The sequence below is a fragment of the Bradyrhizobium sp. UFLA05-125 genome, from assembly GCF_059803515.1.
In genome coordinates, this window is sequence record NZ_JBANBJ010000007.1 from 102,612 (window position 1) to 126,432 (window position 23,821).

The following is a 23,821-nucleotide window of genomic DNA, read 5'->3' on the forward strand; positions in this document are numbered from 1 at the left end:
ATGGGCGGTACTGGCGTCATCGACCAATTCCTGGAAACCTTTACCCGCTACATCGACTCCGGATTCGGGCTGGTCGGGGGTGAAGTCGGATATGTCGCGACCACGCTCGCTGCAATCGACATCACGCTCGCCGGCCTGTTCTGGTCCTGGGGTGCTGATGAGGAGATCATCGCCCGCCTTATCAGAAAAACGCTCTTTGTCGGTGTCTTCGCCTACCTCGTCGGCAATTGGAACAGCTTGGCCCGGATCGTGTTCGAGAGCTTCGCCGGTCTTGGACTGAAGGCGTCAGGGACCGGCCTGTCCTCGGCGGATTTTTTAAGGCCAGGAAAGATCGCTCAGGTTGGACTTGATGCCGGGCGGCCGATCCTTGATTCGATCTCGGGGCTGATGGGCTATGTCAGCTTCTTTGAAAACTTCGTTCAGATCACCGTCCTGCTGTTTGCCTGGATCGTGGTGCTGCTCGCCTTCTTCATCTTGGCGATCCAGCTGTTCGTCACCCTGATCGAGTTCAAGCTGACGACGCTCGCCGGTTTTGTGCTGATTCCGTTTGGGCTGTTTGGAAAGACGGCATTTGCGGCCGAGCGGGTGCTTGGCAACGTCATCTCCTCCGGCGTCAAGGTCCTGGTGCTCGCGGTCATTGTCGGCATCGGATCGACACTGTTTGGGCAGTTCACCGCCGGTTTCGGAGGTAACCAGCCGACGGTCGAGGACGCCATGGCGCTGGTCCTTGCGGCATTATCGCTGCTGGGCCTCGGCATCTTCGGTCCCGGAATTGCGAACGGCATCGTTTCCGGCGGTCCGCAGCTCGGTGCAGGTGCAGCCGCCGGTACCGGTCTCGCCGCAGGAGGAGTGGTTACCGCCGCAGCCGGCCTTGCTGCAGGCGGAGTTGGACTTGCGGGCGGCGCCCTCGCCACTGCGGCAAGAGGCGGGGCGGCCATCGCGAGCGGAACCGCTAGCGCGTTTAGGGCAGGAGGACTTGGCGGAGTTGCGCAAGCCGGCGCCTCCGCCGCGGCAAGTCCTTTGCGTTTTCTCGCTGCTCGACTTGGCGCAAGCGGCGGCGCGGCTCGCGATGTGGCTAACGAAGATCCGTCCGGCGCGGCATCCGAGAACGTGCCTGCTTGGGCGCGCCGTGCAAAGCGCGCACAAACGATCCAGCAGGGAGCGACAGCCGCGACAAATGCGGTTCGTGCCGGCGATCACGGAAGTGGTGGCGCATCGGTCGATCTCAAGGAGAAAGACTGACCACGGCCGCTAAGACCTCTTCCATCCTTCCCGGCCGACGACACTCAACGCGGCGCCTTTAGTTTCAGGGAGATCACTTTATGTTCAAACGATCGGCCGTTCACTATGGCCGTACGCCCGCACCGGTCACGCCCTATCAGAGGGCGGCCCAGGTTTGGGACGACCGTATTGGCTCGGCGCGGGTGCAGGCCAAGAATTGGCGACTGATGGCGTTTGGCTGTCTGTTCCTGTCCGCAGGATTTGCGGGCGCCCTCGTTTGGCAGTCGGCGCAGGGGACGATTGCGCCTTGGGTCGTTGAAGTTGATCATCTGGGCGAGGCAAAGACCATCGCGCCGGCAAATGCCGCCTACCAGGCGAGCGATCCGCAGATTGCCTTTCATCTGGCGCGTTTTATCGAGCATGTGCGCGGCCTTCCACTGGACGCCATCGTGCTGCGGCAGGACTGGCTGCGCGCCTATGATTTCACCACCGATCGGGGCGCAGCCGCGCTCAACGACTATGCCCGTAACAACGATCCTTTCGCTAAGGTAGGAAAAGCGCAAGTTGCCGTGGAGGTCTCGAGTGTCATTCGGGCCTCAGTGGACAGCTTCCGCGTAACCTGGAGCGAGCGGCACTACGACAACGGGCAGTTAGCGGCAACCGAACGCTGGAGTGCGATCCTCACCATCGTCATCGAACCACCCCGCGATATCGAGCGGCTGCGCAAAAATCCGCTCGGCATTTACGTCAACGCGATCAACTGGTCGAAGGAGTTCGGATCGTAATGCCTCAAGTTCTCGTACTGAGCCTCCAGAGCTTCCGACAAGCCGTCGTGTCCGCGCTCCTGCTCAGTGTATGCATCCTTGGTGGCTGTACCACCAAGCCGCCGCAGATCAGCTATGATGAGGAGATCCCACCGCCTCCTGATCTGCCAGCATTTGTCGACGACCGTCCAAAACCGCTTCACGTCCCGCCGACCTGGACGCCGGCGCGCGGCGGCAAGAAGACTGAAGCCAAGGAACCGGTCGAGCGGATCGAGACCGCCAATGATGCTGCGCGGGTCGAACCTCGCAAGGCCGGGTATTTCAATGCTGTGCAGGTGTTTCCCTATAGCCCGGGCGCGCTTTACCAGATCTATGCTTCACCAGGACAGATCACCGACATTGCGCTCGAGCCGGGGGAACAACTGATCGGCTCGGGACCTGTGGCTGCCGGCGATACCGTGCGCTGGGTGGTGGGCGATACCGAAAGCGGCGGGGGCGATACGCGCCGCGTCCACATCATGGTCAAGCCAACGCGCGCCGCGATCACGACCAATCTCGTCGTCAACACTGACCGCCGGACCTATCTGATTGAGCTCCGCTCCCGGGAAAAACCCTACATGCCTTCGGTTGCCTGGTTTTATCCGAAAGCTCGATCCGCTCCCGACCAAACGATGTCGCCCACACCTTACATTCCGGATCCGGCCGAGCGTCGCTATCGCTATACGATTGGAGGAGACAGCCCGCCCTGGCGGCCGGTGAACGCCTATGACGATGGGCGCAAGGTCTACATCGAATTTTCTCGGGGTATTACCCAGGGCGAGATGCCGCCGTTGTTTGTCATTGGACCGGATGGCAAGGCCGAGATCGTCAACTACCGTGTCTATGGCAATGTCCTCATTGTTGACCGGCTGTTTGCCGCCGCCGAATTGCGGCTCGGCGGGGATGGACAACAGAAAGTCCGTATCGCGAGAAGCGATGGGAGGCCGCTATGACCGATACCGGAGGAGATCACGCCGTTCGGGACACCGAGCGGGCGAAGGCGGATGCACGAGAGGATATTGCCCAATCCTTGCGACTGCGACCTGAACGGCCGCGAGTAACGCGCCTCTCCCGCAGGGCCCTCCTTGTCAGCACCGCTTTGGCTCTGGCGGCTATCTCTGGTGCGGCCTTTTGGGCTCTGCAGAGACCTGAAAAGCGCAACCCCACCTCTGAGGAGCTCTATTCGACCGACCACCATACCATTGCCGACCAACTTTCGACCCTGCCAAAGGACTATGCCGGAATGCCCCACGATGTGCCGCGGCTCGGACCGCCGTTGCCCGGAGATCTGGGTCGGCCCATTCTCGCAGCTCAAAGCCGAATGGAATCAGGCTCGCTCGTCGCCGACGCCGAACAGCAGCGCCTCAATCAGGAATCCGAGGCAGCCCGCACCAGCAAGGTGTTCGCCTCGACCAACGTCCGCCCATTGGCAGCAACACCCCCCTCCAGCGAGAAGTCAGGCAACACGGCGACGTCTTCCGATGAAGCCTTTGCGCAGAACGGACAGGATCGTAAACTTGCATTCGTCAATGCGGCCGTAGATCGCCGAATGACGAGCCCTGATCGCCTCGTTAAGCCGGCATCTCCCTTTGTTGTCCAGGCAGGCACGGTCATTCCCGCTGCTCTCATCACGGGGATCAGGTCCGATCTGCCCGGCCAGATCACCGCACAGGTAACCGAGAATGTCTTCGATACTCCCACGGGCCGGGCGCGCCTGATCCCCCAGGGCGCGCGACTCATTGGGACCTACGACAGCCAGGTCGCTTTTGGACAGTCGCGCATGCTCCTCGTCTGGACGCGTCTGATCATGCCCAACGGACGTTCCATCGTGCTCGAGCGACAGGCGGGAGCGGACGCAGCTGGATACGCCGGCCTCGAGGATGAGGTCGATAACCACTGGAAGGAGCTGCTGGGAGCTGCGGCGCTATCGACATTGCTCGCTGTTGGGACTGAGGTGAACTCCGGGGCGGACGCCAATAGCTCCAATAGCGACATCATCGCAGCGCTGCGCCGTGGCGCAGGGGACTCCCTCAATCAGGCCGGACAACAGGTGGTTCGGCGTAACCTCAACATCCAGCCGACATTGACTATCCGGCCGGGGTTTCCGGTGAGGGTCATCGTCAATCGCGATCTCGTACTCGAACCATACAGAGGATGAAATGACTAGACTAAAGATTGGAGCGATTGCAGATGAGAAACCTGTTCGGATCGCTATCGACTTGCCTGGTGCCGTACATCGGGATCTAATTTTGTATGCCGAGATCCTCTCGCGCGAAACCGGGCAGAAGATCAGCGACCCGAACAAACTAATCGCGCCGATGGTGGCACGCTTCATGGCAACGGACCGGGCCTTTGCTCGAGCGCGAAAGCGCCTTCACCGCACAGAGGGCGAAGGATAGCGTTCGGCCAACAATTTAAGGAAATTGGCTAGGGGCGGATTTTCATTGTCATGGCGCCAGACCGCGGAAAAGCCGATGCGGCATGGTCCTATGCCGTCGCGCAATTCCCGATAGACCAAGCCAGAAACATTGACGCCCACGTCGGATTCCAGCACGAGGCCGATGCCGAGGCCCATACTCACGAGATTCTTGATTTCTCCGCGGCTGACGTCGCGGCGCTCGATCCACGGGCCCTCCGTCGAGGCGATAAGCTTTGCACCCAGCAACGTTTCAAGGTCGCACCCCGCGTCGTATTGGCTCGTCAGAATCATCTGGTTCTTTAAGTCGACCCATGAAATTCCGTCCTGCAGAGCCAGGGGATGATCCTGAGGGAGAGCAACAAAGACCTGTTCGCTCCAGAGCGGAGTGTTCCTGCTCCCGATATCGATCGGATCTCGTGCTGCGACATAGAGGTCAATCATGCCATTGCGGAGCGCAGTGACCAATCCTGTTCTGGATCGTTCGACCGCTCCAAGCTCTACCTGAGGAAATCGCGATTGGAAATCGAGCAGCATTGCTCGTAAATGACCAGCGGTAAGCGACGTGCAAAATCCGATAACCAGGCGGCCGCATTCCCCACGGCCAGCCGTCTTCGTCCTCGCGACGAGCGTATCCATTTGTTCGATGATGGAGCGGGCCGTTCGCAGAACCTGATGTCCGGCCGGTGTGGCCTTCACCCCGACGGTCGATCGCTCGAAAATGGTTACTCCAAGCGAATGCTCCAGTAGCCGGATAGAGCGACTAAGCGTTGATTGCGTGATTGAAAGACCGTCAGCGGCTCGACGAAAGCTTCCATAGTCTGCTGCAGCAACTGCCAACTGAAGTTGACCGAGATCCAGTCTAAGACGTCGAATTCCTGCCGTTAGACCGGCAAAGCTTGCGTGTCGCGTCATTGCAGCACCGCGGAAATCCGGAAAAGTGAATTAAGGTTGACAACTACATCCGTTGCAGCCGTGAACGGCAATCATCGACAGTCTAAATTGGGCGCAAGGACTGGGCTGTTCACGCGGGCTCCAACAAAACTGGTGCCAGAGAACCGGCTTAGAGGGGCCGCCAGAGTTGCGTGCCTTCCGAAGAGCCTCCGCAGAAACTTCCTGATGTCCTGGCACAGCGAGGGTGTTTCCGATGTTACAGCAAAAGACAATACGGAAGAGGGGCCAGCCCGCGCGTTTCATTATTCTCTCCATCCGAACGTCGGTGACGGCGACGATGTTGTTCTGTCGACTGGAGAGTCCGAATTCGATCATCCCAGCGAAAAGCTCGTAGCTCGACTTGGCCAGCTCGTAGTCGCCCTTTGGAGCATGAGGAGAAGCATCACTTGCGAATCTGCTGCTCTGCCAGGCAACCGGATCTGCCGGAAAAGAAAGTCCCCCAAGAAACGTATCGCGCACCATCGTCGAAGGACGAATCGAACCTTCCACAAGCCCGTCGAGAGACGTTTGGACCAGGTAGGTCGGACGCCGCCCATCGAAATCATCGACCAAGCCGCCGCAGCTCTGAACGCTCCACTCCAACGGTCGCTTAAAAACGCGATAGTGAAGCTTATCCATGGATGCTAAAGTGTGAGAAGAACGCGTTGTACGGTGACTCCGTGATTAGCTGAATCATGGCCCCCTCCCACAGGAGAGGAGACTCTGGAGAAGTTGCCCGCCAACATCATCCCCCATAACTATGCGGGATCAGAGCCTTAATCTTGCCTATCTCGTTTGGCAGCGGCCAATCGCATGAGGGCCTGAGCGACTTTACGAACTCCCAGCTTGTCTCTCGCGCTCCTTAAATAATAAGCCACGGTATGGTGGGATATGCCGAGAATCTGGCCAATTTCCCAAACACTTTTGCCCTTTGCGACCCACTTCAAACATTCGACTTCACGGGGAGACAGTACGATTCCCTCGATCGTTAGTTGATGCAAGTCCTTGCGGCGCACCTGCGAATGGAAGCATCTCGCCATAAGCTGAAGGGCAGAGGCATTCAGATCGATGCACCTCTCGAACTGCGGCCGCCTTTGGTCAGTTGCAAAGGTCAGAGCAGCAACCGAGCCATCTTCATCGTGAATTGGGATTGTGAAACCCAGCCGAATTCCGAATTCGCTCGCTTCCTCGAAGAATCTTCGTTGCGCCGGAGAGATTGGTCTCGAAGGTACGTCTGAGCCCCATTGAAATGGTTCAGTATTCTCCGACGAGCGCGCGATAATCGGATCCAGACGTTCGTAGTGACTGCGGATATAATGCCCGACCCAGCTGTTCGGATAGGTTGATATTACCAATGGCTTTTTGCCAGGCTGTCGCGGCATCGCGAGGTATGCAAAGCAAGAAAGATCAAGCTCGCTTGCTGTGGTGGCCATCGCGTCTGCAAAGGCATCCGCATATTCAGCGCTCGAGAGAAGATCGATAAACCTTTGAAATATGCGATGCATGGTCATCCGCGACGATTTCTTGAGGGATCAAAAGCATGCCGAACGTTCCCGACAGGTGCGTGCCGCTGTTTGAAGGGCAAAGGGCCTGGGTTAATTATCTTACATCCTTCCGCGCTCCCGGCGCAGTCTCGGCGCGAGAGGTACGGTTTGCCTGTTCCTGGTATAATTGCTATTCGCCAATGTTCCAAATGGTAGTGGGTTGAATTCTGCGTTTTGTCGCAGAATTCGTTGATTCCGCTGATGTCGTTATGCTGCCGCCCACTTATCGTTCCATTGCGATGCAAATGGCCCGCTCGTTTTCGATCCTCAGCGCTGATCGTGACTGCATTGCTTGATTGATCGCATTCACTTTACTCGCGCTAATGAAATCGGTTGTTTCAAACAGCCCCCTCCAAGTTCGACCAGTGGAACACGATCGGTAATCTAGCAGGGGCGCTCGCTGGGTTCTCTGTGGCGAGCGAGATATCTAACAGACGACCCGAAGAGCGCTGGCCACGCTCGTCGCGCCGCTCGATGTATGAGTTTGTTTATGGATTGAACGTGCCGTTCGGAGAAAATGACGCCACGCCAGTATGGCTCTAATCCAGTATTTGATCGCTCGACAAGACTTGAGCTGACTGTTCCCTATTTGGTATGAACGACTTTGATCTCTTGCCGAAAGCGTCGATAGTCTGCCGGGGCCATTGCCGGTTTAATTGGCCGATGCTCCTGACTCACTTCGTGCACGCCGCCAACAACTATCCTGGTTGTCACGACGTGACACCGACCGATGCAAGCCATGTCACCTTCAGCCAGCCGCTGCACGTCATCAGTTCGACGTGTGCCTCCTTGGACGAGATCACAACTATGCGCGACACGCGTCTCGCCGAAAGCCTACGCCGCGCGCTCCAACCAAGCTGGGCAGCTTTGCGCTAACGGGCCGATTTCGTTGAAAAAGGCGGCTGTTGCGACGCAGAGGGATCAAATGATTCAGTCTGTCTAGTCGGTAGGACTGAAGATCATGATGGGGTACCGGCAAGTCGAACAGGCTGCGTTGTTCTATGAATTCTCGCTTGAGAAGCATATTCCCGCCGACCACCTGGCTCCGGTCAATCGATAGGTTTGTGGCAAGCGCATGATCGAACGTTCGATGGGGCGCTTCGACGCCTATCCTGCCAGACTCATGGGCGACAGCGCTTACGGCTCGGCTAAGATGCTCGGCTGGCTGGTCTATGCATGGCATCGAGCCGCATGTGACGGTGTTCGACAAGTCAGCGCGCCAGGATGGCACCGTCTCACGCGACGACTTCACCTACGACCATGCCAGCGATGTCTACGTCTGCCCCGGCAACAAGTTGCTGTCGACGACCGGCTCATTGATCGACGGTACGACATTGCGCTACCGGGCGAGTAGTTATGATTGCCAAGCTTGCCGTCTAAAGCCCCGGTGCTGTCCGAAGGAGCCGGCTCGATACGTGCCGCGGTCGACCTATGAAGGCGCCCGTGACATGGCGCGCGAGATCGCGCGATCTTGGGAAGGTGCACCTCGCGCCGGCTACGCAAGAAGATCGAGATGCTGTTTGCGCACCTCAAGCGCATTCTCAAGCTAGACCATTTACGGTTACCAGGACCAAACGGCGCGCGTGACGAGTTCATCCTCGCAGCAACCGCCCAGAACCTTCGGAAAATGGCCAAGCTGATCCCCATGCCCACCCCGAGGCTCGCATAGGGACCGCTAGAGCGGTTCGGCCACATCGCGACGGAGCCATTACAACGAAATACTGCCGGTTTTTTTCAACGAAATCTGCCAAGACGGGACGCCGGCACAAACTGTACTTCTTCTTCGAAATGACTTCCGCTGCTTCTCGCACTGGCGGCGCCCAAACAACTGCTGCGGCGAGTGTTTTTGTGATCTGTCATTCGAAATCCTGCGCGCGGGCGAGGAGATCGCAGGATTGCTGCGCTATTTGGCCTTTCGAGTTGCAGGTTCGTACCGCTCTTCCGATTACAAAGAGCCGTTCGCTAAGGAGATTGCAAATGAAGGTCGGTGTTCCCAAGGAAATCAAGACGCACGAATACCGCGTGGGTCTGACGCCCGGAGCCGTCCGCGAGTATGTCGCCGCCGGTCACAGTGTACTGATCGAGACCAATGCCGGCGTTGGCATTGGCGCGACAGATCAGAATTATCGCAAGGCAGGAGCTACGATCCTGGCCTCCGCTAGCGAGGTATTTGCAACTAGCGAGATGATCATCAAGGTCAAGGAACCCCAGCCGCACGAGTGGACCCAGCTGCGCGAAGATCAGATTCTCTTCACTTATCTGCATCTGGCGCCAGACCCGGAGCTGGCCAAGGGTCTCATCAAATCCGAGTGCACCGCAATCGCCTACGAAACGGTCACCGATACATACGGCGGGCTTCCCCTGCTTGCGCCCATGAGTGAGGTCGCGGGTAGGCTTTCGATCGAGGCAGCCGGCGCGGCTCTTAAGCGATATGCGGGCGGTCGTGGCCTCTTGATTGGTGGTGTGCCCGGCGTCCAACCGGCCCGCATCGTCGTGATCGGGGGGGGCGTTGTCGGTACGCACGCAGCGAGAATGGCGGTCGGGTTGGGGGCCGAGGTCACAATCCTTGATCGCTCGATACCTCGTCTTCGCGAGTTGGACGAGCTGTTCGAAGGTCGGGTTCGTACCAGGCTATCGACCATGGATGCCCTTGAGGAAGAGGTGTTTGCTGCGGACGTCGTAATTGGGGCCGTGCTCGTTCCTGGCGCGAGCGCACCGAAACTAGTCAGCCGCAGCATGTTAAGTTCAATGCGGAGGGGCTCGGTCATCGTCGACGTTGCAATCGATCAGGGCGGCTGCTTCGAAACATCTCGCCCGACGACACATGCTGATCCAACCTACGAAGCAGACGGCGTGATTCACTACTGCGTCGCCAATATGCCGGGAGCTGTCCCGCTCACCTCAAGTCAGGCTTTGAATAACGCGACGCTACCTTTTGGTCTGGCTCTGGCCAATAGGGGATTCGCAGCCGTGCTTGAGAACCCGCACCTCCGGGCGGGCCTTAATGTCTATCGAGGCCGGCTCACCTATAAGGCCGTAGCCGAAAGCCTCGGTCTGCCATACTCACCGATCGAACAGGCAGCTGCCTAATTCAGAGGCCTAGTATGGGCGTTCCTCCCTGACTTGAAGGGCGCGACTCTTTTGGGGGACCCTTTTTTCGTAACCTGGCAGAACCGAATTCCTGAGGTCGGCATTTCGCTCGCCGCTTTACTCCGTCCAGTCCCGTCTTCTGGTACGGGCCTTTCCCGAGGGACTATTCTCCCGGGGCAGCTCTTGTGGGCGTCATAACTCCGTTCTGGGAAGGACAGTGTCACGGCTGGCTCCGTTGCTTTGCTCGCTAGGCTGCGGCGGTAATTTGAGCTATCAACGAGTCTAAACGTCATCAGAGCACCTGCTAGAGTGACTTTTGCTTTTGCCCAAGCTTGCCTGTCCGACGCCCCGCTTCTGCGAGCTCTTCGCCGATCAGCCCTGACCGTGAACGACTTTCTTCGCAGCGCGATCAGGCTCATCTTCCTTCCGGCGCACAGAGCCAAACGAGTTGCTCTACATTCGCCGGATCCGTATGGTCTCCGGATCGATGTGAAAAGCCAATGGGCCTGTCGATCTAAGGCGCGCTCGCCCGAGAACCTGTCTCTGTTCCGTTAAAGATGGTTACGAATGAGCGGCCCATTTGGCTGGCTAATTCCCGCGATATAGCCGCGACGTCTTCAGGATTTCGCGGGCTCCGGGCAACCGAGTTATCTCAGCTGCGGCGATTTCCATTCGCCGCGATCTCGCCCTCAAAATTGATGCCGGTTGTGAAGAGCTAGACGTCGGCCTTGCCATCACGGTTTGCCGGACCAGCATGAGTTAATTCGTCGGCCGAACTTGTTTTCTGCATCTCGTCAGAGTGGATGAGCCACGGGACTGACTAGATGCAAAATCGCACTGCTCAATCTCTTAAATCAAGAGAGTAGAGCATCTAGGCGATAGTTTCAGGCCTTGTACGGGAATGAGCGATTGAATAACTTCACGAAATATTGAATCAAAAAGAATAACCGTCCGTCAATCTTCGGTCGGCGACTCGATCGGAATGGCAAAACCCGCCTTCACGCGGTCCATTATGACCATGGTTTTGAACCCCTTTATGTCCGAGTTCTCATAAAAAAAACGCCGTGTGAACTGCTCATAATCCTCCATGGTTCGGGCTGAAATGTAGAGGACGAAATCAGCATCGCCAGTGACGTAGAATCCATTGACCACCTCAACTGACGATTTGATGGCCTTCTTGAATTTGTCGATGATGTCTGAACGCTCTCGCTCTAGGCTCACCAGCACAAGCATCTGAATAGGCCTTCCGACCGCTTTCGCCGAGACAATCGAGACATCGGCTTCAATTATTCCCTCCGAGCGGAGTCTCTTTAGCCGTCGTTGACACGCGGTAGCTGAAAGCCCAGCCATTTCGCCGATGACCTCGGATGTCAGGCGATTATTCTTCTGAACGATCTCCAGGATACGGGCGTCGATCCGGTCATATTGCATATTTGGGCTCCAGCCTTTAGGCGATTCCGTCGCAAAGCGCGTGGATGTTGCAGGAAATCCTTCAAGCGATGAGGAAATGCGACGCAAATCTCTGTGCACTTAGCAGTATCCTAATTGCATGGAGTATTTCAACAATTGACCATGCGGGACCCACAAATGACGTTTCAAACGACTCGGCACAAAGGCTCGCACCCGGTCGGTCTTGCTACCCGGCATTTGCAAAACCTGCGCCGTCGAGATTTTCTGGCGGGGGAAGCGCTCGTCGATGGCCAATGGATGACCGGCGAAGACAGAGACGCTGTGATCGATCCTGCGACTGGCGAGCAGATCGCGGATGTTGCTCGTTGCAGTACGGCCGAAATAGAAGTGGCGATCGCCGCAGCCCAGCGGTCTTTTCCGGCCTGGAGGGAATTAGTGCCAACAAGGAGAGGCGCCATCCTTAAGGCTTGGGCCTCATTGATGCTTGAGTGCGCGGAAGAGCTCGCCATTCTTGTGACGAGCGAGCAAGGCAAGCCCCTCGCTGAGGCGCGTCACGAGATCGCGTACGGTGCTGGCTTTCTTGAGTGGTTCGCGGCAGAAGGGGAGCGAGCATACGGCGACACGATCCCCAGTCACAAGCTTGGAAGCCTGCTGCAGGTACGGATGCAGCCTATAGGTGTCGCGGCCGCGATCACGCCGTGGAATTTCCCTGTGGCCATGATTACCCGTAAGGCGGGGGCCGCTCTTGCTGCGGGCTGTCCGATCGTTGTGAAGCCTGCTCCCGAAACGCCTCTGTCTGCGCTGGCCCTCGCTAGATTGGCCGAACAGGCAGGGCTCCCGCCCGGTGTCTTCCAAGTGCTCGTCGGTAATTCGATCGAACTGTCGGCGCCACTGTTGAGCGATACAAGAGTGCGCGCTCTTTCATTCACGGGTTCTACGCAGGTGGGCCGTTTGCTTATGAAGGGAGCGGCCGAGAGCGTCAAGAAGGTGTCGCTGGAGTTGGGCGGCCATGCCCCTTTTCTCATCTTTGACGACGTCGATCTTGAGAAGGCGGTGAAGGGGGCGATGGCGGCAAAATTTGCTACGTCTGGTCAGGATTGTTTGGCTGCAAATCGCATCTATGTGCAAAAAAGCATCTATAGCGCTTTCGTCGACGCATTCGCTGCCGCGGTGGCGCAACTCAGGGTCGGGCATGGTTTGGAGCCCGCAACGGATATTGGGCCAATGACCAAAATGTCGGTTGCCAACAAATGCAGGTCCCAAATCGATGATGCGATAAGGAAGGGGGCGCGATCTGCCTCGGCCAAACAAAGCGCTAGCTTAGGCCCGAACTTCGTTCCTCCGACGCTACTTAGCGACGTCACTGATGGCATGCTCATCGCTCGCGAGGAAACATTTGGGCCTGTCGCAGCTGTACTTCCCTTCGATTCTGAAGAAGAAGTCATCGCCCGAGCTAACGCCGGCGAAATGGGACTGGCTGGCTACATCTACACGGACAGCCTTCGTCGTGCGCTGCGACTTTCTGAACGAATCGAGTGCGGCATGCTCGGTATCAACACGGCTTCATTCACTGGGCCGCCCATTCCGTTCGGGGGGTGGAAGCAATCTGGGCTTGGACGCGAAGGGTCGCGGCACGGCTTAGCGGAATACATGGAACTAAAATACGTTTGCTTTGGCGATCTCGTAGCTTAGGAGGCACTAATGATTGACATCAAGACCATTGCTGAACGAGATCGCGCGAGTGTCCTGCATCCGTTCACCCAGCTTAAGGAATTCGCACGTGGTAAGATCGGCGATCCGACGATCGTCACAAGTGGAAAAGGCATTCGCATCAAGGACGCAGAGGGACGAAACTACATCGACGGATTTGCTGGGCTTTACTGTGTAAACATCGGCTATGGCCGTACAGAGGTAGCGGAAGCCATCGCGCGTCAGGCTTACAGCTTGGCATACTACCATACGTATGCGGCGCATACGACCGAAGAGCTGGCCACGCTATCAGATCGCCTCGTGCGAATGGCACCTGGTGAACCGAGCAAGGTGTTCTTTGGACTGTCTGGATCGGATGCCAACGAGACACAAGCAAAGCTAGTCTGGTACTACAATAATTTGCGTGGCCAGCCTAAGAAAAAGAAAATTATTTCGCGCGAGCGCGGCTATCATGGTTGCTCAGTGATTTCCGGATCGATGACCGGGATGTCGTTCTACCATGATCATATGGGCCTTCCCTTTCCGGGCATTTTGCACACAGGCGCACCGCATCACTATTGGGGCGCGGAGCCAGGAGAGCTGGAAGAGGACTTTTCTCGAAGGCGCGCCGCCGAGCTCGAAGAGCTAATCGTGCGAGAAGGGCCGGAAACAATCGGCGCTTTCATTGCTGAACCAGTGCTGGGCACAGGGGGCATTACGCCGCCGCCTGCGGGTTACTGGCGTGAAATTCAGGCCGTGCTCAGACGCTATGACGTTCTTTTGATTGCCGATGAGGTCATCTGTGGATTTGGCCGAACCGGCGCTGACTTCGGCTGCACTCTGTACGGCATCGAGCCAGATCTGGTGACGGTCGCGAAGGGACTGACCTCCGGTTACATGCCGCTTTCGGCTGCGATCGTTGGTGAACGGGTGTACAGGGTCATGGAGGACGCCGCCGACCGCGTTGGAGCATTTTCACATGGATACACCTACTCCGGCCATCCAATTGCTGCCGCGGCTGCCAACGCGGTGCTCGACATTGTCGATAAGGAAAGGCTTAGCGACCGCGCCAAAACCGTCGGCGAACGCTTCCAAAGACGACTCAAGGAGCAGTTTTCAAAGCTGGAGATCGTCGGGGAGGTTAGAGGCGTAGGCTTGCTCGGTGCGGTCGAGTTTGTTTCGGATCGTCAGACGAAACGGCGTTTTGATCCGGAGTTGAAGGTGGGGGCGCAGATTTCAAAGGCCGCGCGCGATCGCGGGCTTATTGCACGGGCAATGCCACATGGAGACATTCTAGGCTTTGCCCCGCCCCTCGTTGTATCCGAGGCCGAGATCGATGAGATCGTCGACCTAGCTTATCAGGCGACCAAACAGGTAATGGATGAACTCGCAAAGGGGTCTGCGCTCTCGTGAGCGCGGAGTTCCATCCCTGATCGACATCCTTTGTGCCCACCGGATTACATGAGCAAACGAAGGGAGAACGGTTACGAATTCAGACCCGCAGATCATGTAATGGGTCGACGAGACTCCGTTCGTGGACACGCATGAGCATCTGATCTAGGAAGTCTGCGCCTCTCCGGTGCGAGCCATGAGATGATCTAGTTGTTGCCGGGATGCGGTGGCTAAGCTGCGAAGCGTGCGGGACGTTGCGAGTGAGCAAGTATCGTTTGATCGCACCGTATTGTGACTGGATCCGCCATACGGGCGATGCCCAAGCGCTGGACCATGCATTCCAAGGCCTTCGCAGTGAGGATGATCTGACGCTGAAAGCCTGCCTCGCATTGCCGAAAAATACCACGAGACCGTGTAGCGTCTACTCCGATATCCTAGGTCGCGCGAACATTGAGAGCTGTCAGGTCGATTCTCTGCAGCGCATCTTCATGGAAACCGTGCAAACCAGCGTTACTCGCGCAAGCGTCCGCTTTCTGAAGAAGTTTGTGTCGGCGGTTCCGGCCATGGTACCGCGGTCGAACGAATCTATGACCATGCCTGCATCGCGCGCCGTGGCATCGCTCAGGCACTCTCAGAACTCGTCGCCAAGGGTTGGATAGTGGCATGGCGCTATCAGCGCTCGTTATCGACTATGCCCAGCGCTGGACGATACCGTTTACGGCTTGTGCTGAGACGAGCAAGCGCGGTGCGGGATAATGGAAACTCGGCCATCATCTGGCGATCTGCCGATCAGTGTCGGTCAGCGCACGAGGCCGATGATGCGGTGAATCCGTTCGCACCTGAAGCCGCTCAGGGTAGGGATTCGATGCGAGACGACTTAGCAGCTGAACATGATTAGACACCTCTACCGGCTCCGCACGGTCAAGCATACCGAAACATTGTCGACGCAGCAGGAGCGATATGCAGCAAATGATCTGGTGGCAGTCCAATCTGATGCAGCTCTGTAACGAGCTAGTACGGTCCGAGCACTCGCCCAAAGCGGCTGGCCAGCCAGTTCGGCTATCCACCCGATTTTATTGTTTCGTCGGGGAGCGCAGTGTGAGTGAAGTGGTCAAGCTTGAGCGTCATGACGAGATCGGGGTCGTCACGGTCAACAGCTCCGGTGACGCGCTCAGTGCGGCCGTCCGCGGTGGGGATCCTGGAATGCGTCAAGCAGACGGTCGAAAAGGAGCGCGAAGGGGCCGCCTCGACTGAAAACGTCACTTGTGCGCGGCCAGCCCCAAGAAAATGCTATCGTCCATCAGACTCTTTGACCAGCTTGAGGCCTCGGCGCCGGAGGATCCGGCGCGACCCTCGACAGGAGCTTGCCGCGGGGCGGCGGCCCGTCGCCTCAAAGGGCGAACATAGGGCTAGTTAGGTCGTCCCGAAAAAGTCATCGGCGCAGGACACGTTATTGCTGCCGCATGCTGGCCGTGATGAACCCCCAGGAGCAATTCCGAGTAACGGTGAGATCTCTTCGGTTACTAAGATTGACCTCAATTCACCAGCCCCCTGACCCCGCAAAGTGCTTCGGCTAAAGCTTCTTCGAATAGCTCAAGGCCTTGATCTAGTGTATCGTGGTCGATAGTGAGTGCAGGCAAGAACTTTACGACCTGATCAACGGGCCCGCATCGTTCGATAACCAATCCCTTCTCGAATGCCTTGCGCGTCGTAGCCGCTGCGATTTCGGCACTTTGGCAATCAAACCCAAGTGCCATGCCACGACCTCGTACAGCAAAGCTATTTCGATACTTTGATGCAATTGCCTCGAGTCGGCGCCGCATAGCTTCTCCCAGTTGCCGAACCTGCTGCGAGAACGTTCGGCTGCGCCAATACATGTCTATAGCTGTCTTTGCAGACACAAGTGCGAGATTGTTCCCTCGAAACGTTCCAGTATGTTCCCCAGGCTGCCACGCGTCGAGCTCCTCTTTGATCAGCAACATTGACAATGGGAGACCGTACCCGCTTAGTGACTTGGACAACGCAACAATATCGGGCGACAGTCCCGCAAACTCGAAGCTAAAGAAGTCACCCGTGCGACCGCAACCCATCTGAATGTCGTCAACTATGAAAAGAGCGCCAATATCTTTTGCTATCGCTTGAATTGACTTCAGCCACTGCTCGCAAGCGACATTCATGCCACCTTCTGCTTGCACTGTTTCCACAAGAATGGCACCTGGACGATCGACGCCGCTGCTCTCGTCCGTCAATATTCTTCGCAGGTAGTCAGCAGTATCGACACCTGGACCAAAATAGCCATCAAAAGGCATGAAGGTTGCCCCCCACAACGAAACGCCACTGGCTGCGCGATAGAAGCGATTACCGCTCGCCGCCATCGCTCCCAAGCTCATGCCGTGATAGCCATTTGTGAACGAAATGATGTTTTGACGCCCAGAGACTTTGCGCGCGAGCTTTAAAGCCGCCTCAATGGCGTTTGCTCCTGTTGGCCCTGTGAATTGGAATCGATATTGCAGACCTCGTTCAAGAAGTATAGCAGAGCTGAAACTTTCCATAAACTCTAGTTTTGCAGGAGTAGCCATATCAAGCCCGTGGACCACAGCACCGGATGCTAGATATTCAGTGATGGCGTTCCTAATCCCATGATTGTTATGGCCGTAGTTCAGCGCTCCAGCACCGGAGAGAAAGTCAATGACCTTTCTGCCATCTTCAGTTAGCATGGTCGAGCCGCGGGCGCGGCTAAAAATTGCCGGGAAAGAACGTGAGTACGAGCGGACGTTTGATTCAAGCGCTTCCAGACGTTCCATTTTTCGTGACTGTTTAATCATTCCGTCCATCGTCATCTCCCCGTGACTGGTTCACTGCAACACGCCTGCTCTCAGAATTGTCGTCCTATGGAGATAGAGACCGGAACGTGCTCCTCTCGGCAAACCCTATGTTGCGCGAGCGCCTTTCATAGAACAGGTCCACTCCAGTTACCCCACAAAAGGTAATTGTCGCGCCTACCTAGGCTGGTAGGGTTTAGGTGAGATGGTAAACGCCCTGCTATATGGGCGTCCGTCCCAGGTTCTTAGACTGCTCGGTCGAATGAGGACTTCGTTCTGGGATGCATCGCTATGACGCACGGATCCTTACATGAGGGGGCTGTTGCCTGCCGCTGAACTTGCATCCAGCAGCGGTTAGAGTCTCGGGGTACTACCTCGCTGTTTGCTGCCGTTCGATGTCGCCTCGAGGTCGTCATCGGAAAATGCTACAAGCGCCATCGAGCGGTCAAGTTCTTGAAGGTTTTAAAAGAGATCGAAGCTGCAAGTTCCTGCAGGGCTCGATTGTCCATATTGTCATGGATAACTACGCCACCCCACAAGACACGCGCGTCGACTGCACTATCATGTCCACTTCACGCCAGCTTCCGCGTCATGGATCAATCAGGTCGAGCGCTGGTTCGCTGAACTCACCAGGAGGCAGATCGAACGAGGTGTTTACACCTCCGTCAGGCAGCTTGAGGCTGACATCCGTACCTTCATCGACCTGCACAACAGAAACCCGAAGCCCTTCAAATGGATCAAGTCCGCAGACCAGATTTTGGCCTCCGTCAAAAGCTTCTGCCACAAAGCTCAGCAGACCTTATGCGGCGGAACTTCAGATTCACTTGACTAGTTTGCAGGCGGTCGCCGCGAGCATACGAGATCATCTCACCTGCATCGTTCGGCAATGGGGTCTCTTGCGCGGACCATCGACGGCCTCGCTCCCGCCGACCCCTTCTTCACGGCGCTTGGCGCCCTGATCCGTGCTGATCCGATAACTTGGCTAGCGCGGCGTGCGACCATCGATCGCGGAGCGGCCGTTGGTGTTGTTCTGCTAGACATGCGGCGGTAGGCGAAAAAGACGATCCGAGTTGTGAGACCTATTCATTCTTGACTGGTGTGCGATCGGCAATCATCAGAGGGTCAAATATCGTGATACTCTGAGAGAGTGGTGGGCACCGGAATCAACATAAGCGAAATATGCTAATGTGCCCATATACATCGGCTTCTCCTAGCAAGGACTGCGCCTTCGTCCGGAACGAACTTCATAAGATAATATGCCCCAAATTCATATTGTGCCCTAAGTTTGACGGTTCGCGGTGAATAGAAAAACTGCGGTACGTCGCGCGATCGCCTACAATGTTCTGATCACATCGTCGTCCACCGTCGAGAGCCGCGATCCGCCGCAGCAGGCGCAGCGGGCCGGGGACCGACGACGACGCGCTCGCGTTCGATATCATCCGGCCAGGGCTTGCGGATCGGCCGCTTGCGCGTGAAGGGCCGCCAGCCTGTGCTGCAAGCTCATCCTCGGTCGCCGACCTCACTAGTCTTTAAGTCCGACTGCTCGATCCGTCGCGCCGTGCGTTCGGAGTGCGGCCTGTGAAGCTCTGTTTCAACTTCTCGATCGTGAGCTGCAGATGCGCGATCAGCGCTTCTGTGTCGGACAACTTCGCCTGCGCACTGGCGGCGGATTCGACTTGTGAATTGATGGCCTCGGCCTGTATCTTGGCGGCTTGCGCAACGGACGCATCGCGCTCAACCTCGACCTTCAGCCGAGCTTCGCGGTCAGCTCGCGACGAGTCACGCTCGACCAGCAGTGCGACTGGACGCCGGCAAGATCCAAGAGAAGATCATCCGGCTTCAAACTCGTGAAGGCAGCGAATCATGTTTGCTGGCAAGCTCAACCGCAAATTGCTATCAACTCGCATTGGACGCTATGTTTCTTGAGGCTTGAGCCCTAGTTCGGCAATGGCCAAAACTGCTGCCCTGGCTAAACCGGGCGCACCGTGTGGTCTGGTTAGGCGCCTCAGGCGACCGCTGACGTTGCAACAGCGTCATCGGAGCACGGCGCTCGCAGTTATTGGCGCATGGCGAGCGCCATTTGACAGACTGAAAAGTTCCGGTGCATCGCAACACAAGTGGCTGCGCAACCATTTGCCCATCTGTTTGCTTGCGCGCAGATTCCATCTAAGACGCGAGCTGTTCCATCTAAGACGCGAAAGGAGTTGCGGATCGGCCCGCGGACTGTTCTCAATCGCGCGAGTCTCAAGCATGACGCAGCACGGATACGATCGCCTCGACGTCCGGTTGCGCTTCGATATTCAGCGCGGCCTGGATTACGTCGTTAGCGCGCGCAGTCGATAGCCCGCTTACCGCACGAAATTTTTCGATTATGTGTTCGTCGCCGTATGCGGTATCGCTCGTCCACGGATCGCCCAGCGCGAACTCCGTTTCAGCCTCAAGACGAGTACCATCGCGCATCACAATCACGACACGTGTGGGCATATTGCGCCACTGCTCGCGCATGATGTGACTTGCGAAAGCATTTGCCGGGCCCCAATGCTCGATGCTTACTTTTCTTCGCAGTGTCCTAACGTCTTGGTTATCGTCCTGCGCCGGGTCCAACCATGCCGGGCCCACGGGAATTCCGAGCAGCAGCATTGCGACAGCGTGCGGAATGCTCCACTGTCGTGAGCTAAAGGTGCGCGGGCTCGGATTGCCAAAGCGCCGAGTACATGTCAGCACATTGGTGCCGATGACGATGCGTTCAATCTGCTGGACGTCGATACGGGCCTTGCCGATGGCCTTAATGAGTGCGGTGAGCGGATGATGCGCCCAACGACACGTCGGCCATGGCTTGTAAGCGATATCGGCGAGCATCCAGCGAGAGCCAAGAGCGCCGACCAGGTTATCTGGGTTGAACTGATCCGTGCCGGACATTCTGATCAAGCCGCGATCACCGTCAAAGATTGTAGAAAAGCCGGTCGCGCCAAGAGCGGCTGACTGCGCGGCGAACACACCGGCAAGTGCCGCCCAACCGGCGTCCGCGTATTTGCAGTCCGGCAGATCGGTCGTTGACGATGCCCACATTCCCGTCGTCGGCAGCGGGGTATTCGAACCGGCTATGCCAAGCGTTTGCTTAGCCAGAGTTGCGTCCTGCATCTCCAGTTGGATCGCCGCGCCTGTTGCCGCGAATACCACCGGCGCGGAGCAACTGTAAAGAACCGGAAAGCCAGTTAGGCGGCTCTCCGCGAAGAGCATGGGCAGCCCTAACGCGCTCGCCACCCGCCCGCCCAGTTCATATCCCGCAATCACGGCCTGCAGGAACCGTGAACCCGTTGCTTTGTGCATCTCCGCAAGCGCGAGAGCGGCAACAACAGCAGCCGCGCCGAAATGATGGTCGACCGGAAAGGTCTCGTCAAGGTCCATACAGTTCGCGAGACGGCCGTTGGCATATAAGGCGCCTGCGAGGCTCGCGCGCTGATCTCGACCCACCACAGAGGCGACGTCGCCATTTCCCAAAAAGTCAGCTACGCCGTAGGCGATAGGCGCCATGCGCGTGCGGGTGGCGGCGATCATGCAGCCGATTGAATCGAGCAGAAGGCGACGAGCTTCCGCTTTTATGTTAGCGGGCACGTCGCCTATATTGAGAGTTGAAGTAAATCGAGCCAGCGAGCTAGTCAGATCGAAAGATGTATCTAACATCAAAAGAACCCGAGCGGAGGACTAGGCTTCACATTCGCGTTGTAATCAGTGTCGCCTAGTTGAGGTGGTGCGCATCTAAAGCGGCGTCACGCCGAGTTGTCCAGGCTCGTGACGCTACCAATTCTGGGAGGGATATTTCGGGCTGCTAGGGTTTTATCATGCTCGTGTATCTGCACCATCCAATATGATAGGAAGGGCAAGAACATACTAATCTCGTGCAGCGCCTGAAATCGCGTCAGGTTAGTCGTCTTAAGAGTTCTGACCTGCACATCGTCGAGCGTGTGGTTGACGACAAACCGCGGTGAGAGGATCATCTGCGGTCAGCTTGACCGTTGAACCAAATGGACGTGCTGAACGACGCAGCGGCTACGATGCTCTGTTGGTCAGGTGAGACGGTTCTATCAAGGACTTCGCGCTTGAAGAATACGTGCACGTCGAAGAGTGCGGCGTGGCCGGTACGCATCGTGCTCAGTGTGAGCCATAGGAGAAGCCGCCGCCGGCCCAACTAGAATCGGATTGTGGACATACTCAATCTTGGAGCCAGCGGACTGTTAGCTACATGGGTGTTCATTGGCTTCCTTGTGGTAGCCCACGAAACTCGTCGCTTCGGAGTTCGGAGCAAATGGTACAGCGCGTTGGGTAAGGAATCTGTCTCGATGCTTCGTGATGATCAGATATCCAAACTGGATAGTCGCGTGATCGAATATCGAGATATCGGCGCCTGCTCCTCGTGGACGGGCGGCAAACTCATGCGATCGTCCTGATCAATTGCGCGCGGACCTATCAGGCCTCGCGCCTTGTGCCCGCAAGCTCCGGATTGGCAGAAACATCGAGTTCCGTTTCATGCGACAGCTCGACGATCTTTTCTCGATGATAGCCATTCTTGCGCAGTGCGTATTTGAACGCCTGGGCGCGGCCCGCGAAGAGGCCGCCAAAAATTCCGTTCTGTTCGCAAACAATCCAGTTGCCAAGACGATTTCTGCCAACATAGACGGTCGGCGCTGCGGGGCTGCATAAAGGAGCTTTGACGAGCGTCATGGTCATAGTCCTTTCATGAGCTCGAATGCTATGCTCTTCAGCCGACGTTAGCCGCATTTATGCTGTTCGGCGTGGCGAGGCCGCGGCAACCGCGATGTTGATAATTGGTTGCTTTGGCATTGCCACTTAAAAGTCTCATCAGAGCGCACTCATCAAGATCGATCGGACAAGCTTCATTGGCATTCCCGCAGTAAATCCACCGTTGCGGTTCCTTCGTTTTCGTTTCAGCAATCGGCGTGCCACCTGCGAAATCGATGCGCGTTGCTTTATGAACGCGCGTGTCCCTTGTGCGCGTTGATTGGATCAACGGATTAGCGAACCCCAAGGACAATCGAACGTTTGTTCGGTGCAGATCAATTCATGTAAATGTCTAACTGAAGCCGGCAACGCTCATTCAGCCGGTGGGTCTTAACATGGAAGGCAATATTTGCTGCGGAGAGAATCGTACGGTGGCCGCAGCCGACGACCAAGCTGATTGGCACCGTTTTGAGCTAGGCATACACGATGTTCGTTATGTGACATCACGCCGTCAGTTCGTTGTCTTGGTGTTTTTGTGACTGCCTGCATTGGTACGGCGTATGCAGGTAACCCAAGCTCATCGACCGACTGAGATCGCGACTGCTCAAGGTGCGTTACAATGACACCTGCACGCAAATCCAATCGGAACCTCGGTGATCAAGAGCTGAGCGAGCTCCAGGAGTGCGAAATGTTTCTTAAAGCGGACGGAACTGAAGTCTGGCTGCAGAGCACGCCGAGGTTGCCCTATCTATCGTTGGCGGGGGTGATTGAGACCTCTGAGGATTATCTGGTGATTCGATCGAGGCTGCTTCAAGCTTATAGGCTGCTTCATGGCTTATCGTCTGACGATACATTCCTTATTTGGGATGAGGATGGCACCGCCCTGCTTTTCTGCGCTGGACCTGACAAGAATTGCGCGTTGTTACTGCTGGGAGAATTTTGCCGGAGTGGGAAAAGAGGAAAGCGGAGCGCCGTTCTTGAGGACTTGATCGATCTTATCGATAGGAGCGTAAACGGAATTGCACAGCACAGTGGCGCAAGCATTCAACTTCAGGTCATAAAGCCCGAACTTGCAATGGGAGGCGGCTGAACGAGGCAGCGGAGCTAGAGATATTGACCATGGAGGAGCTCTCAAAGCCATCGAACGGGCTGCGAGTATTCGTGGTCGTGGTCTCGTTCTTACCGAACCTAGCTCTAGCGAATCCGCGGACTGATGCGACGGGCCCGAGCTAGTGGAGCGCCCGAGCGATAAAGTGTCAAGCTTGTTGCGCGTCGATGGCGATAGTCGCTTTGCCAAAGCCGACGCATGGGCGCCTCAAAGGCGATCCTGACGCCCATTGGTCGATGCGGTCAGCAGCCATGCTCACTGGATCAGACTTCCTCGAGCGCGCGACAATTCTCGGCCTTTCAATCAGGCTTTCATAATGACTAAAGCGAAGAAGTGTCGTCTTCGGAGCCTTCGCCGGATGCTTGCCCGGAACGCCAACCGCTCCCCCTTCTTCTGGGAAATCGCATAGAGACTGCGCCCATCGGCGCTCATGAGCTACTGTTAAGATTGTCCTTCGTGAGAAGCCGTTAGAGGGGCTCCGGCGCGATTTCCGACATCACCGTCCCGCCGCTGTCGGTTCTGCGACGGTGGCGTGTTCTGCAAGCAAAGCTTTTGGTCAGCTAACCCATTGGCCGGAAAAAGAGAAGGCCCATCATGGGTCCGCGGACCGAGTCGGCACGAAGGTTGAAAACCCGATCGGTTGTAGGAGCCGT

The 23,821-nt window shown here is 56.9% G+C and carries 16 protein-coding genes and 3 pseudogenes; 11 read left to right on the forward strand and 8 right to left on the reverse strand.

What is annotated here, in order from left to right; genetic code table 11:
- From trbL to SO156_RS10295, 5 genes are all read left to right on the forward strand, one after another.
- Positions 1-1,242, forward strand: coding sequence for a P-type conjugative transfer protein TrbL (gene trbL / locus SO156_RS10275; protein WP_498534699.1), 1,242 nt, complete (start codon positions 1-3; stop codon positions 1,240-1,242).
- A gap of 80 nt (positions 1,243-1,322) precedes the next feature.
- The gene (trbF, locus tag SO156_RS10280) at positions 1,323-2,006 is read left to right on the forward strand and encodes a conjugal transfer protein TrbF (RefSeq protein WP_498534700.1); all 684 of its coding nucleotides are present in this window, start codon (positions 1,323-1,325) and stop codon (positions 2,004-2,006) included.
- Entirely contained in the window at positions 2,006-2,977 is a 972-nt protein-coding gene (trbG, locus tag SO156_RS10285) for a P-type conjugative transfer protein TrbG (protein ID WP_498534701.1), read from the forward strand. The genes trbF and trbG overlap by 1 nt, the downstream gene beginning before the upstream one ends.
- On the forward strand, positions 2,974-4,182 hold the full coding sequence (locus SO156_RS10290) for a TraB/TrbI/VirB10 family type IV secretion system protein (protein WP_498534702.1): 1,209 nt from the start codon (positions 2,974-2,976) through the stop codon (positions 4,180-4,182). Before trbG ends, SO156_RS10290 begins: the two co-directional genes overlap by 4 nt.
- 1 nt (position 4,183) lies before the next feature.
- A complete protein-coding gene (locus SO156_RS10295; RefSeq protein WP_498534703.1) occupies positions 4,184-4,423 on the forward strand; it encodes a DUF2274 domain-containing protein in 240 nt (79 codons plus the stop codon).
- On the opposite strand, the gene SO156_RS10300 is transcribed toward SO156_RS10295, so the two are convergent.
- From SO156_RS10300 to SO156_RS10310, 3 genes are all read right to left on the reverse strand, one after another.
- Positions 4,399-5,355, reverse strand: coding sequence for a LysR family transcriptional regulator (locus SO156_RS10300; protein WP_498534704.1), 957 nt, complete (start codon positions 5,353-5,355; stop codon positions 4,399-4,401). The two genes, SO156_RS10295 and SO156_RS10300, sit on opposite strands and share 25 nt — an antisense overlap.
- Before the next feature lie 30 nt (positions 5,356-5,385).
- A complete protein-coding gene (locus SO156_RS10305; protein WP_498534705.1) occupies positions 5,386-6,012 on the reverse strand; it encodes an acyl-homoserine-lactone synthase in 627 nt (208 codons plus the stop codon).
- A gap of 137 nt (positions 6,013-6,149) precedes the next feature.
- A complete protein-coding gene (locus SO156_RS10310; protein WP_498534706.1) occupies positions 6,150-6,884 on the reverse strand; it encodes a LuxR family transcriptional regulator in 735 nt (244 codons plus the stop codon).
- Between the two features lie 1,102 nt (positions 6,885-7,986).
- Between SO156_RS10310 and SO156_RS10315 the strand changes: the two are divergent.
- Positions 7,987-8,586 (forward strand): annotated as a pseudogene (locus SO156_RS10315) (transposase); the annotation flags it as partial.
- Between the two features lie 308 nt (positions 8,587-8,894).
- Complete coding sequence (gene ald, locus SO156_RS10320; RefSeq protein WP_498534707.1) at positions 8,895-10,007, forward strand: alanine dehydrogenase; 1,113 nt, start codon at positions 8,895-8,897, stop codon at positions 10,005-10,007.
- Between the two features lie 954 nt (positions 10,008-10,961).
- On the opposite strand, the gene SO156_RS10325 is transcribed toward ald, so the two are convergent.
- Entirely contained in the window at positions 10,962-11,438 is a 477-nt protein-coding gene (locus SO156_RS10325) for an Lrp/AsnC family transcriptional regulator (protein WP_498534767.1), read from the reverse strand.
- 156 nt (positions 11,439-11,594) lie between these two features.
- Here SO156_RS10325 and SO156_RS10330 point away from each other — a divergent pair, with 156 nt between their 5' ends.
- A complete protein-coding gene (locus tag SO156_RS10330) occupies positions 11,595-13,109 on the forward strand; it encodes an NAD-dependent succinate-semialdehyde dehydrogenase (protein WP_498534708.1) in 1,515 nt (504 codons plus the stop codon).
- A 9-nt stretch (positions 13,110-13,118) separates the two neighbouring features.
- Complete coding sequence (locus SO156_RS10335; protein WP_498534709.1) at positions 13,119-14,519, forward strand: aminotransferase; 1,401 nt, start codon at positions 13,119-13,121, stop codon at positions 14,517-14,519.
- A 1,514-nt stretch (positions 14,520-16,033) separates the two neighbouring features.
- On the opposite strand, the gene ectB is transcribed toward SO156_RS10335, so the two are convergent.
- Complete coding sequence (ectB, locus tag SO156_RS10340) at positions 16,034-17,302, reverse strand: diaminobutyrate--2-oxoglutarate transaminase (protein WP_498534768.1); 1,269 nt, start codon at positions 17,300-17,302, stop codon at positions 16,034-16,036.
- A 384-nt stretch (positions 17,303-17,686) separates the two neighbouring features.
- On the opposite strand from ectB, the pseudogene SO156_RS10345 reads away from it, so the two are divergent.
- Positions 17,687-18,152 (forward strand): annotated as a pseudogene (locus tag SO156_RS10345) (transposase); the annotation flags it as partial.
- A gap of 504 nt (positions 18,153-18,656) precedes the next feature.
- Here the strand turns inward: SO156_RS10345 and SO156_RS10350 are convergent.
- The 3 genes and pseudogenes from SO156_RS10350 to SO156_RS10360 all read right to left on the reverse strand — a co-directional run.
- Positions 18,657-19,163, reverse strand: a pseudogene (locus SO156_RS10350) (transposase domain-containing protein); the annotation flags it as partial.
- 401 nt (positions 19,164-19,564) lie between these two features.
- Positions 19,565-21,004, reverse strand: a complete 1,440-nt coding sequence (locus SO156_RS10355; RefSeq protein ID WP_498534710.1) for an MmgE/PrpD family protein — start codon at positions 21,002-21,004, stop codon at positions 19,565-19,567.
- A gap of 783 nt (positions 21,005-21,787) precedes the next feature.
- Complete coding sequence (locus SO156_RS10360; protein ID WP_498534711.1) at positions 21,788-22,048, reverse strand: hypothetical protein; 261 nt, start codon at positions 22,046-22,048, stop codon at positions 21,788-21,790.
- 700 nt (positions 22,049-22,748) lie between these two features.
- On the opposite strand from SO156_RS10360, the gene SO156_RS10365 reads away from it, so the two are divergent.
- Positions 22,749-23,150, forward strand: coding sequence for a hypothetical protein (locus SO156_RS10365; protein WP_498534712.1), 402 nt, complete (start codon positions 22,749-22,751; stop codon positions 23,148-23,150).
- The last annotated feature ends 671 nt before the right edge of the window (positions 23,151-23,821 follow it).

Coding starts and splice junctions, on each gene's coding strand:
- SO156_RS10360 (WP_498534711.1), bottom strand. CDS start 22,048: ATGACCATGACGCTCGTCAAAGCTCCTTTATGCAGCCCCGCAGCGCCG.
- SO156_RS10310 (WP_498534706.1), bottom strand. CDS start 6,884: ATGACCATGCATCGCATATTTCAAAGGTTTATCGATCTTCTCTCGAGC.
- SO156_RS10355 (WP_498534710.1), bottom strand. CDS start 21,004: ATGTTAGATACATCTTTCGATCTGACTAGCTCGCTGGCTCGATTTACT.
- trbG (WP_498534701.1), top strand. CDS start 2,006: ATGCCTCAAGTTCTCGTACTGAGCCTCCAGAGCTTCCGACAAGCCGTC.
- SO156_RS10305 (WP_498534705.1), bottom strand. CDS start 6,012: ATGGATAAGCTTCACTATCGCGTTTTTAAGCGACCGTTGGAGTGGAGC.
- SO156_RS10290 (WP_498534702.1), top strand. CDS start 2,974: ATGACCGATACCGGAGGAGATCACGCCGTTCGGGACACCGAGCGGGCG.
- SO156_RS10330 (WP_498534708.1), top strand. CDS start 11,595: ATGACGTTTCAAACGACTCGGCACAAAGGCTCGCACCCGGTCGGTCTT.
- ald (WP_498534707.1), top strand. CDS start 8,895: ATGAAGGTCGGTGTTCCCAAGGAAATCAAGACGCACGAATACCGCGTG.
- SO156_RS10335 (WP_498534709.1), top strand. CDS start 13,119: ATGATTGACATCAAGACCATTGCTGAACGAGATCGCGCGAGTGTCCTG.
- trbL (WP_498534699.1), top strand. CDS start 1: ATGGGCGGTACTGGCGTCATCGACCAATTCCTGGAAACCTTTACCCGC.
- SO156_RS10325 (WP_498534767.1), bottom strand. CDS start 11,438: ATGCAATATGACCGGATCGACGCCCGTATCCTGGAGATCGTTCAGAAG.
- ectB (WP_498534768.1), bottom strand. CDS start 17,302: ATGGAACGTCTGGAAGCGCTTGAATCAAACGTCCGCTCGTACTCACGT.
- SO156_RS10365 (WP_498534712.1), top strand. CDS start 22,749: ATGTTTCTTAAAGCGGACGGAACTGAAGTCTGGCTGCAGAGCACGCCG.
- SO156_RS10300 (WP_498534704.1), bottom strand. CDS start 5,355: ATGACGCGACACGCAAGCTTTGCCGGTCTAACGGCAGGAATTCGACGT.
- SO156_RS10295 (WP_498534703.1), top strand. CDS start 4,184: ATGACTAGACTAAAGATTGGAGCGATTGCAGATGAGAAACCTGTTCGG.
- trbF (WP_498534700.1), top strand. CDS start 1,323: ATGTTCAAACGATCGGCCGTTCACTATGGCCGTACGCCCGCACCGGTC.